7 protein-coding genes and 1 pseudogene are annotated in these 11,132 nt (G+C 69.2%); 1 reads left to right on the forward strand and 7 read right to left on the reverse strand.

Translation table 11 applies throughout. The features are described 5' to 3' along the window. The 3 genes and pseudogenes from GA0115259_RS41460 to GA0115259_RS03630 form a co-directional block, all read right to left on the reverse strand. Positions 1–136 (reverse strand): annotated as a pseudogene (locus GA0115259_RS41460) (M23 family peptidase); the annotation flags it as partial. A gap of 484 nt (positions 137–620) precedes the next feature. Continuing rightward, complete coding sequence (locus tag GA0115259_RS03625; protein ID WP_093590718.1) at positions 621–2,003, reverse strand: M16 family metallopeptidase; 1,383 nt, start codon at positions 2,001–2,003, stop codon at positions 621–623. Between the two features lie 17 nt (positions 2,004–2,020). After that, positions 2,021–3,394, reverse strand: coding sequence for a M16 family metallopeptidase (locus GA0115259_RS03630; protein ID WP_176732418.1), 1,374 nt, complete (start codon positions 3,392–3,394; stop codon positions 2,021–2,023). A 306-nt stretch (positions 3,395–3,700) separates the two neighbouring features. On the opposite strand from GA0115259_RS03630, the gene GA0115259_RS03635 reads away from it, so the two are divergent. Further along, positions 3,701–6,151 (forward strand): DNA gyrase/topoisomerase IV subunit A, encoded by a 2,451-nt coding sequence (locus GA0115259_RS03635; protein ID WP_093590703.1) that lies wholly within the window; start codon positions 3,701–3,703, stop codon positions 6,149–6,151. Between the two features lie 45 nt (positions 6,152–6,196). Here the strand turns inward: GA0115259_RS03635 and GA0115259_RS03640 are convergent, their stop codons facing one another. The 4 genes from GA0115259_RS03640 to GA0115259_RS03655 form a co-directional block, all read right to left on the reverse strand. Then, positions 6,197–7,348, reverse strand: a complete 1,152-nt coding sequence (locus tag GA0115259_RS03640; RefSeq protein ID WP_256097893.1) for a CobW family GTP-binding protein — start codon at positions 7,346–7,348, stop codon at positions 6,197–6,199. Positions 7,349–7,625: 277 nt separating this feature from the next. Further along, the gene (locus GA0115259_RS03645; protein WP_093590709.1) at positions 7,626–9,218 is read right to left on the reverse strand and encodes a glycoside hydrolase family 13 protein; all 1,593 of its coding nucleotides are present in this window, start codon (positions 9,216–9,218) and stop codon (positions 7,626–7,628) included. A 76-nt stretch (positions 9,219–9,294) separates the two neighbouring features. Beyond that, positions 9,295–10,245, reverse strand: a complete 951-nt coding sequence (locus GA0115259_RS03650) for a carbohydrate ABC transporter permease (protein ID WP_093590712.1) — start codon at positions 10,243–10,245, stop codon at positions 9,295–9,297. 15 nt (positions 10,246–10,260) lie between these two features. Next, a partial coding sequence (locus tag GA0115259_RS03655; RefSeq protein WP_093590715.1) for a carbohydrate ABC transporter permease occupies positions 10,261–11,132 on the reverse strand: 872 nt, incomplete at its 5' end.

Genomic DNA, 11,132 nt, shown 5'->3' on the forward strand with positions numbered 1-11,132 from the left:
CGGCGGCGTGCGCCGGTGCGGCCAGGGCGCTGATGACACCGGTGGCGGTGAGCGTGGCGGCGCCGGCGGCGCTCATACCTCTGCGAGTCCGACGGCTCCGGGCACGATGCTTCCCGGTGGCACGAGTAAACGCCATGTAGCAGGTGGTCCTTTCCTTCCTTCTCGCTTACCGGGGTAGGGGGTGGCGCAGGAAGGTCTCCTACGGACGCCTCCGCGCGGGTGTGCGCCAAGGCGTCCGATTCACCCCGGGGACTGCGTGTGGGTCCCCGGCTCCCCAGGCTCGCGCCTGACGGGGACTCGGCGATGGCTGTCCGATGCCGCGGTCGCGGCGGGGTACTGGCGAACAGCCGGACCGACGCTAAGCGGCTCATCTTTCAATCACCAAATGGACAGGGCGTTTTGTAGCGCACACCACAGGGCAGACAGGCAACCTCCACACTAAAGCGGACATATGAGGAAACCCCGGTGCCGAGTGCCACCGGGGTTTATCTCACAGAAGGATTCTCTTTACCGGGCTTACCGGGCCGACGGTCTTACCTGGCCGACGTCGGACCACTCGGCGAGCGATCAAAACCGGCCACCGATGACCGTTCGGTCAGCCGGACGGTCGGCAGGATCTGTCAGCCGGAGACAACCGTCACTTCCCCGATACCGAGAGCCGTGACCGGCTCCTTGATCTGCTCGGCGTCCCCGACGAGCACGGTGACGAGCCGGTCCACCGGGAAGGCGTTGACCGCCGCGGCCGTCGCCTCGACCGTGCCGGTCTCGGCCAGCCGGGCATAGAGCTGCGCCTGGAAGTCGTCCGGGAGGTGCTGCTCGACCTGGTCGGCCAGCGTGGCCGCGACGGAGGCGGCCGTCTCGTACTTCAGCGGCGCCACGCCCACCAGATTCTGGACGGCCACATCGCGCTCGGCGTCGGTGAGGCCCTCGGCCGCGAGCGTGTGCAGCACCGTCCAGAGGTCGTCCAACGCCGGGCCCGTGGACGCGGTGTCCACGGAGCCGCTGATGGCGAGCATCGCGGCGCCCGTCGAACCGCCCGGCTCCGAGGGCGCGGAGGAGCGCAGCACCTGCCCGAAGGCCCGCACGCCGTAGGTGTAGCCCTTCTCCTCGCGCAGCACCCGGTCGAGCCGGGAGGTGAGCGTGCCGCCCAGACAGTAGGTGCCGAGCACCTGGGCGGGCCAGACGCGGTCATGCCGGTCCGGGCCGATCCGGCCGATCAGAAGCTGCGTCTGCACGGCTCCGGGCCGGTCCACGATCACCACGCGGCCCGTGTCGTCGGCGGTCACGGGCGGTACGGGACGCGGCGCGGCGGTGTCACCGGTCCAGGTGCCGAGAGTCTCCGCGAGCACCTCGTCCAGATCGACACCGGTGAGATCGCCGACGACCACGGCGGTGGCCGTGGCGGGACGCACATACGCCTCGTAGAAGGCGCGGACGGCCGAGGCGTCGATGCGCTCCACCGTCTCCTCGGTGCCCTGGCGCGGCCGGGACATCCGTGAGGCGGCGGGGAACAGCTCCTTGGAGAGCTGCTTGGCGGCGCGGCGGCCCGGGTTGGCGGTCTCGTGCGGGATCTCGTCGAGCCGGTTCCGTACGAGCCGCTCGACCTCGCTGTCCGCGAAGGCGGGCGCGCGCAGCGCCTCGGCGAGCAGGCCGAGGGCCTTGGGCAGCCGGGAGACCGGGACCTCCAGGGAGATCCGTACTCCCGGGTGGTCGGCGTGCGCGTCGAGCGTGGCGCCGCAGCGCTCCAGCTCGGCGGCGAACTCCTCGGCGCTGTGCTTGTCGGTGCCCTCGGAGAACGCGCGCGCCATGATCGTGGCAACGCCGTCGAGTCCTTGGGGCTCGGCCTCCAGCGGAGCGTCGAGATTGATCTCGACGGCCACCACCTGCTGTCCCGGGCGGTCGCAGCGCAGCACCGTCAGGCCGTTGTCGAGCGCACCGCGCTCAGGCGCCGGGAAGGCCCAGGGCCTGGCCTCGCCGGCGGTCGGCTGCGGATGGAAGTCCATGGTCACGGCAGCGTCGCTCACTGGTCCGTCCCCTCGTGCTCGTCGGTCTCGTCGCCGGCCGTCCGCGCCGCGTCGGCGGCGTCCTCGGAGGCGAGCGGTTCGTACACCAGCACCGCCCTGTTGTCCGGGCGCAGCCGTGCCGCGGCGACGGCGCGCACCTCCTCCGCGGTGATGTCCAGCACGCGCGTGACGGCCGTCAGCGCGAGCTGCGGATCGCCGAAGAGCACGGCGAACCTGCACAGTTCGTCCGCGCGGCCGGCGACCGTACCGAGCCGGTCCAGCCACTCGCGCTCCAGCTGGGCCTGGGCCCGCTCCATCTCCTCGGCGGTCGGGCCGTCGGCGGCGAGCCTGGCCAGCTCCTCGTCCACGGCGGCCTCGATCTGCGGGACCTCGACGCCGCCGGACGTCTTCACATCCAACCAGCCGAGGGAGGGCGCACCCGCCAGACGCAGCAGTCCGAAGCCCGCGGCGACCGCGGTCCGGTCCCGGCGCACCAGCCGGTTGTGCAGCCGGGAGGACTCGCCGCCGCCGAGGACGGTGAGCGCCAGATCGGCGGCGTCGCACTCGCGCGTGCCGTCGTGCGGCAGCCGGTAGGCGGCCATCAGCGCGCGCGCCGGGACCTCCTCGTGGACCTCCTCGCGCAGCTCCTCGCCGATGATGTCGGGCAGGGTGCCGTCGCGCGGCGGCTGCTTTCCGTCGTGGGACGGGATGGAGCCGAAGTACTTCTCGACCCAGGCGAGCGTCTGCTCGGGATCGATGTCACCGACGACCGAGAGCACCGCGTTGTTCGGCGCGTAGTTCGTACGGAAGAACGCGCGGGCGTCCTCCAGCGTCGCCGCGTCCAGGTCGGCCATCGAGCCGATCGGCGTGTGGTGGTACGGATGGCCCTCGGGGTAGGCGAGCGCGGTCAGCCGCTCGAAGGCCGTACCGTACGGCACATTGTCGTACCGCTGGCGGCGCTCGTTCTTGACGACGTCCCGCTGGTTCTCCATGGACTCCTCGTCGAGCGCGGCGAGCAGCGAGCCCATCCGGTCGGCTTCCAGCCAGAGCGCCAGCTCCAGCTGGTGGGTGGGCATGGTCTCGAAATAGTTCGTCCGCTCGAAGCTGGTGGTGCCGTTCAGCGAGCCGCCGGCGCCCTGCACCAGCTCGAAGTGACCGTTCCCCGTCACCTGGGCCGACCCCTGGAACATCAGATGCTCGAAGAGGTGGGCGAGTCCCGTACGGCCCTTGACTTCATGACGTGAGCCGACGTCGTACCAGAGACAGACCGCGGCGACCGGGGTCAGGTGGTCCTCGGAGAGCACCACGCGCAGGCCGTTGGCCAGGCGGTGCTCAGTCGCTGTCAGGCCGCCTGAACCGGCCTGCGCTGTGGCCGTGTGACCCATGGGCATGTACGTCCCTTCGATCGCGATATGGAGAAGTCCTGCCACTGTATGCAAGCGTGCCGACACCTGGCGAAGTTCCTGTGCGTAACGCCCTTGTCACACGCTTCACCGGACGCCTCACCGAATGTCTCGCCGGACGTCTTTCCAGGGTCTCTCCGAGGTCTCTCCGGGGCTCGGTGAAGGCCTCCGCGCACGCCGTCGCCGCGGTCTCAACGACGGGTCGAGGTCGGCGTTGTCAGCGGCTCGGTCCACAATGGTCGGCGTCAGCTAGAGAAGTTGCCGTACAGGACCTGTGAAGGAGCCGCAGCAGCGATGGCCCGCCGCAGCACGAAGACCCCGCCGCCGGAGGACTTCGAGGAGAAGATCCTCGACATCGACGTGGTCGATGAAATGCAGGGCTCCTTCCTCGAGTACGCGTACTCGGTGATCTACTCCCGGGCCCTGCCGGACGCCCGGGACGGCATGAAGCCGGTGCACCGCCGCATCGTCTACCAGATGAACGAGATGGGCCTGCGTCCCGACCGCGGGTATGTGAAGTGCGCGCGTGTCATCGGCGAGGTGATGGGCAAGCTCCACCCGCACGGCGACGCGTCGATCTACGATGCCCTGGTCCGGATGGCACAGCCGTTCTCGATGCGGCTGCCGCTGGTCGACGGTCATGGCAACTTCGGCTCGCTCGGCAATGACGATCCGCCGGCCGCGATGCGTTACACCGAGTGCCGGATGGCCGACGCCACGTCACTTATGACGGAGTCGATCGACGAGGACACCGTCGATTTCGAGCCGAATTACGACGGCCAGGAGCGAGAACCGGTCACACTTCCCGCCGCGTATCCCAACCTCCTCGTCAATGGCGCCTCCGGTATCGCGGTCGGTATGGCCACGAACATGCCGCCGCACAATCTGGGCGAGGTCGTGGCGGCGGCCCGCCATCTGATCAAGCATCCGGCCGCGGACCTGGAGACGCTGATGCGTTTCGTGCCGGGTCCCGATCTGCCGACCGGCGGCCGGATCGTCGGGCTGACGGGCATCAAGGACGCGTACGAGAACGGGCGGGGCACCTTCAAGATCCGGGCCACCGCGACGGTGGAGGACGTCACTCCGCGCCGCAAGGGCCTGGTCGTCACGGAACTGCCCTTCACGGTCGGTCCCGAGAAGGTGATCGCGAAGATCAAGGATCTGGTCTCCGCCAAGAAGCTGCTGGGCATCGCGGATGTCAAGGACCTCACGGACCGCTCGCACGGACTGCGTCTGGTCATCGAGATCAAGAACGGCTTCGTGCCCGAGGCGGTGCTGGAGCAGCTCTACAAGTTGACGCCGATGGAGGAGTCCTTCGGTATCAACAATGTGGCGCTGGTGGACGGCCAGCCGCTGACGCTCGGGCTGAAGGAGCTGCTGGAGGTCTATCTGGACCACCGGTTCAATGTGGTGCGCCGCAGGAGCGAGTTCCGCAGGGCCAAGCGGCGCGACCGGCTGCATCTGGTCGAGGGCCTGCTCGTCGCGCTCATCGACATCGACGAGGTCATCCGGCTGATCCGGTCCAGCGACAATTCGGCGCAGGCCAAGGAGCGGCTGATCGAGCACTTCTCGCTGAGCGACGTCCAGACGCAGTACATCCTGGACACGCCGCTGCGCCGGCTCACCCGCTTCGACCGGATCGAGCTGGAGAGCGAGCGGGACCGGCTCAACGGCGAGATCGACGAGCTGACCGGGATCCTGGACTCGGACACCGAGCTGCGCAAGCTGGTCTCGTCCGAACTGGCCGCGGTGGCGAAGAAGTTCGGCACTCCGCGGCGCACGGTGCTGCTGGAGTCGGCCGGTTCGTCGGTGGCCGCGGTGCCGCTGGAGGTCGCGGACGACCCGTGCCGGGTGCTGCTCTCCTCGACCGGTCTGCTGGCACGTACGGTCAACGGCGAGCCGCTGGAGGGCGGCGACGGCAGGCGCGTCAAGCACGATGTGATCATCTCCGCCGTGCCCGCGACGGCGCGCGGCGATATCGGCGCGGTGACCTCGGCCGGACGGCTGCTGCGGATCTCGGTGATCGATCTGCCACAGCTCCCGGACACCGCCTCGGCGCCGAATCTCTCGGGCGGAGCACCGGTCCCGGAGTTCCTCGCGCTGGAGGACGACGAGGAGCTGGTCTGTCTGACCACGCTCGACGAGTCGTCACCGGGCCTCGCGCTGGGCACGCTCCAGGGCGTGGTCAAGCGGGTGGTCCCCGACTATCCGGCCAACAAGGACGAGTTGGAGGTCATCACCCTCAAGGAGGGCGACCGTATCGTCGGCGGAGCGGAGCTGCGCACGGGCGAGGAGGATCTGGTCTTCATCACCTCCGACGCCCAACTGCTGCGCTATCAGGCCTCGCAGGTACGGCCGCAGGGCCGGGCCGCGGGCGGTATGGCCGGTGTCAAGCTCACCGAGGACGCCACGGTGATCTCCTTCACGGCGGTGGATCCGGCGGCGGACGCCGTGGTCTTCACGGTCACCGGCTCGCACGGCACGCTGGACGACTCGGTGCGTACGGCCAAGCTCACTCCGTTCGACCAGTACCCGCGCAAGGGCAGGGCGACGGGCGGTGTGCGCTGCCACCGGTTCCTGAAGGGCGAGGACCTGCTGGCGCTGGCCTGGGCGGGAGCGAGCCCGGCGCGCGCGGCGCAGAAGAACGGCGCACCAGTGGAGCTGCCGGATCCCGATCCGCGCCGGGACGGTTCGGGTACGCCGTTCACGCTGGAGGTGGACGCGCTGGCCGGGCCCGCGCACTGACGGAGGAGGGCCCGGATCCCGCCTTGGCCACCTTTACGGCCACCGCTACGGCCAGTCGGGAGCCGGGCCTTCGGGCTCGGCTCCGGGCTCCGGCCCGGCTCCGGGCTCCGGCCCGGCTCCGGGCCCGGACGCGTCGGGTACGTACCGCAGGACGCCCCACATCGCCCGGTCGTCGACGGGAGCGTCCTCCGGTCCGGTCTCCTCGCACACCGTCAGCTCCTTGAGCAGCGCGTCGCCGTCGATGCCGGAGCCGATCAGCACGAGCTGCGTACGGCGCTCCTCACCGCGCGCCCAGGGTGCCGGGTAGAAGCGCAGAAACCGGCCGACCGCGTGCAGGGCATAGCGATTGCCCGGATCGAACGCGCCGAAGTCGACAAATCCCTTGATCCGGTAGAGCCCTTCGGGCCGGGAGTCGAGGAACTTCATGAGCCGGCGCGGGTCCATCGGTGCCCGCGCGGTGTACGAGACGCTCTCGTACCGCGCGTGGAGATGGCCCTCATGACCGTCGTGGGCATCCTGGCTCTCATGCGGCTCCTCCGCGTACTCCGCGTACAGATCCTCGAAGGAGAGCTGCCTGACCTTCTCCTCCTCCGCCGGTACGACGGCCGGGTCGAACAGCAGCTCCGGATCGATCCGTCCGTACGAGGCGGAGACCACCGGTGTCCCGGACGCGAGCCCGCCGACGGCGGCCAGGACGCGCCGCCGCTCCTCCTCCGCCACCCGGTCGGTCTTGTTCAGGACCACGAGATCGGCGATCGCGAGATGCCGGTCGATCTCGGGATGGCGCTCCCGCGTCGCGTCGAACTCGGCCGCGTCGACGACCTGGACCAGTCCTCCGTACACCGTGCCCGGATGGTCCCCGGTGAGGAGCATACGGACGAGTTCCTGCGGCTCGGCCAGTCCGCTCGCCTCGATGACGATGATGTCGATCCGGGCTGCGGGCCGGCTGAGCCGCTCCAGATAGATGTCGAGTTCGCTCGCGTCGACGGCGCAGCACAGACAGCCGTTGCCGAGCGAGACCGTCGAACCGACCTGTCCGGCGACCGTCATGGCGTCGATCTCGATGGCACCGAAGTCATTGACGACCACCGCGATCCGCCGGCCCGCGCGGCGGCGCAGAAGATGGTTGAGCAAGGTCGTCTTGCCGGATCCCAGAAAGCCGGTGAGTACGACCACCGGGATCTGCTGCCTGCTCACGAATGCGCCTCCGTGCCGCGTCGAGGTCGAGTCGAGGTCGAGGTCGAGGTCGAGGTCGAGTCGAGCGGATGATCCTGGAGTCCTCCGCCCGCTCCAGGATATGGGCGCACCGGCCGGCCACCCGGGCCGCGCCGAAGTCGGCACGGCCGGTGGTACAACGGCCCCACCCGCCTCCGGTGGTACAACGGCCCCCGTCCGCCCGGGGACCTGCCCGGAGCGGGGAGGCTCTGAGCGGACGGATCCCGGACGGACGGGAGACAGGCGGGCCGGCCCCGGGTCAGCCTTGCAGCCAGGCCGCCGTGTCCCGGGGCAGGCGGGCGTCATCGGTCAGCGGGCCGCTGAGGAGCAGGACGCCCGTGTGGGGCGGGAGTCCGGCGGACTCCTCGCCGAGGTTGACCACGCAGATCAGCCCGTCCGTACGGCTGAAGGCCAGCACCCCGGGGCCGGCCTCCAGCCAGCTCATCGGTCCGTCGCCGAAGCCCGGTACGGTACGGCGCAGCCGCAGGGCCTCGCGGTACAGCGTGAGCATCGAGCCGGGATCGCCCGACTGGAGATCGGCCGCGTACGAGGACCACGACTCCGGCTGCGGAAGCCACGGTTCGGTCTCCGAGCCGAAGCCCGCGTACGGCGCGTCGGCCGTCCACGGCAGCGGCACCCGGCAGCCGTCGCGGCCCGGATCCGTGCCGCCGGAGCGGAAGTGCATCGGGTCCTGGATCCGGTCGAGCGGTATCTCCACCTCGGGCAGTCCCAGCTCCTCGCCCTGGTAGAGATAGACGGCGCCCGGGAGCGCCAGGGAGAGCAGCGCGGCGGCGCGGGCCCGCCGTGTGCCCAGCTCCGTGTCGGTCGGGGTCCCGAACTCCTTGGCCGCGAAGTCGAAGCCGCTGGCCTCGCGTCCGTACCGGGTGACGGTACGCGTGACGTCGTGGTTGCAGAGCACCCAGGTGGCCGGAGCGCCGACCGGCGCGTGCTCGGCGACCGTCGTGTCGATCGCGGAGCGCAGCAGTTCCGGGTCCCAAGGGCAGGCCAGGAAGGTGAAGTTGAACGCGGTGTGCAGCTCGTCCGGGCGCAGATACCGTACGAAGCGCTCGGTGTCGGGCAGCCACACCTCGCCGACGAAGATCGCGTCGTACTCGTCGGCGATGGCACGCCAGGACCGGTAGATGTCGTGCAGTTCGTCCCGGTCGACAAAGGGATGCGGATCGCGGCCGACGGTGAAGTCCGGCAGGGCCGGGTCCTTGGCGAGCAGCGCGGCCGAGTCGATCCGTACGCCCGCGACACCGCGTTCGAACCAGAAGCGCAGGACGTCCTCGTGCTCCTGACGTACCGCGGGATGCGCCCAGTTGAGGTCGGGCTGCTCGGTCGCGAAGAGATGCAGATACCACTCACCGTCGTCGAGCCGCGTCCAGGGCGTGCCGCCGAACTCGGAGATCCAGTCGTTGGGCGGGATCTCACCGTTCTCGCCGCGCCCGGTCCTGAAGTGGAACAGATCGCGCTCGGGGCTGCCGGGGCCCGCCGCCACCGCCGCCTTGAACCAGGCGTGCTGGTCGGAGACATGGTTGGGCACGACATCGATGATCGTACGGATACCTCGCTCACGCGCCTCGGCGATGAGCTTCTCGGCCTCCGCGAGGGTGCCGAACGCCGGGTCGATGGTGCGGTAGTCCGCGACGTCGTAGCCGCCGTCGGCGAGCGGGGAGAGATACCAGGGCGTGAACCAGAGGGCGTCGACGCCCAGTTCCACGAGATACGGCAGCCTGGCCCGTACACCCGCGAGATCACCGGTGCCGTCACCGTCACCGTCGGCGAAGCTGCGTACGTAGACCTGGTAGATGGCGGCATTCCGCCACCAGTTCTTGTCGGCGGGCTCCATAGGGGCAGGGGAGGGCTGTCTCACAGTGCGAAGCCTTCTGCGTTGAGGTGAGGGGGGTGGGCCGGCGCGGGGCTGGTCAGCCCTTGGTACTGCCGGCGCTGATGCCGGCGATGATGTGCCGCTGGAACACCAGGAACATCAGGACCATCGGAATGCTGGCGATCACCATGGCGGCGATCAGCACCGAGAGCGGGATGTTCTGGGAGAGCTGGACGAGCGCCACGCTGATGGGCTGCTTGTCGGTGTCCGAGAAGACCATCAGCGGCCAGAGGAAGTCCTGCCAGACGGCCACCAGCGCGAAGATGGACACCACACCGAGCACCGGTCTGGACATGGGCAGCAGGATCGACCAGAGCGTACGGAGCTTTCCCGCGCCGTCGATCTCCGCGGCCTCCAGCACATCGCGCGGGATCTGGTCGAAGAACCGCTTGAGGAGATAGAGGTTGAAGGCGTTGGCGACGGCCGGGAGCCAGATGCCGAGCGGATCGTTGAGCAGACTGGTGTGGATCAGCGGCAGATCGGCGATGGTCAGATACTTCGGTACGAGCAGTGCCTGGGCGGGGACCATCAAGGTGGCCAGGATGCCGCCCAGGATGATCTTCCCGAACGCCGGCCGCAGTTTGGACAGGGCGTAGGCCGCCGCCGTACAGAAGACGAGCTGGAGGATCCAGGCACCGGCGGCCTGCACCACCGTGTTCCACAGATGCGTCGGGAGCTGCATCAGATCCCAGGCATCGGTGTACGCGGTGAGGGACCAGGACTTCGGCACCAGTGTCGGCGGTGTCTGGACCAGTTCATCCGGAGACTTCATGGCGCCCGAGGCCATCCAGTACACCGGGAACAGGAAGGCCAGGACGAAGGCCAGGACGACTCCGCTGAAAACGATCCAGTAGAGCGTCCTGCCCCGGGTGCTCGCGAGCGCGAGCGGCGAGACAAGAGTCCGTACGGACGAGCCGTCCGTCTTCCGCCGGGTGGCTCCTTCGGCCGCGGGAGGTGCCTGCCGGGGAGGCGGCGCGATCTGGGTCATGGCGCTGCGCTCCTCTCAGTCGTCGGTGCGGGTGAGCCGCAGATAGAGGGCGGAGAAGAGACTGAGCACGATGAGCAGCATCACGCTCAGGGCGCAGGCCCCGCCGAAGTCGTTGTAGAGGAAGGCGTACTTGTAGATGAGATAGAGAACGGTGACGGTGGAGTTCTCCGGACCGCCGCCGGTGATCACGAAGGGCTCGGTGAACACCTGCATCGTGGCGATGATCTGAAGCAGCATCAGCATCAGGATGATGAAGCGCGTCTGCGGGATGGTCACATGGCGTACGCGCTGCCAGATGTTGGCGCCGTCCAGCTCCGCCGCCTCGTACAGCTCACCGGGGATTCCCTGGAGAGCGGCGAGATAGATGAGGACCGTGCCGCCCATGTTCGCCCAGGTGGCGACGATGACCAGGGACAGTAGCGCGGTGTCCGCGCCGTTGGTCCAGTTCGAGGTGGGCAGATGGAGGAAGCGCAGTGCCTCGTTGGCGAGGCCGGCGCCCGGATCGTAGAACCACTTCCACAGCAGGGCGCTGACCACCGGCGGGATCATCACCGGGAGATAGACGACCACGCGGAAGAACGATTTCGCGTGGCGCAGCTCGTTGAGGACGAGCGCCATCACGAACGGCACCGCGAAGCCGATGAGCAGGGCGATCAGGGTGAAGGTGAGCGTGTTGCGCCAGGCCGCCCCGAACTCCGGGTCTTGGAAGACCTGGGTGAAGTTGTCGGTCCCGACCCACTCCGGGGCGGATCCGGGGGTGTACTTCTGGAAGGCGATGATCACCGCGCGGATCGCCGGGTACCAGGAGAACAGCGCGAAGCAGAGCAGGCCGCCGATCAGGAAGCCGTAGGCGCGGACCTGGTGGGAGAGCCGGCGCGCGAGCGGGC

The sequence above is a fragment of the Streptomyces sp. MnatMP-M17 genome (assembly GCF_900091995.1).
Lineage (GTDB): Bacteria > Actinomycetota > Actinomycetes > Streptomycetales > Streptomycetaceae > Streptomyces.

Bases quoted from the DNA above. Each gene is read 5' to 3' on its own strand.
- GA0115259_RS03645 (WP_093590709.1), bottom strand. From the start codon at position 9,218: ATGGAGCCCGCCGACAAGAACTGGTGGCGGAATGCCGCCATCTACCAG.
- GA0115259_RS03630 (WP_176732418.1), bottom strand. From the start codon at position 3,394: ATGCCCATGGGTCACACGGCCACAGCGCAGGCCGGTTCAGGCGGCCTG.
- GA0115259_RS03650 (WP_093590712.1), bottom strand. From the start codon at position 10,245: ATGACCCAGATCGCGCCGCCTCCCCGGCAGGCACCTCCCGCGGCCGAA.
- GA0115259_RS03635 (WP_093590703.1), top strand. From the start codon at position 3,701: ATGGCCCGCCGCAGCACGAAGACCCCGCCGCCGGAGGACTTCGAGGAG.
- GA0115259_RS03625 (WP_093590718.1), bottom strand. From the start codon at position 2,003: ATGGACTTCCATCCGCAGCCGACCGCCGGCGAGGCCAGGCCCTGGGCC.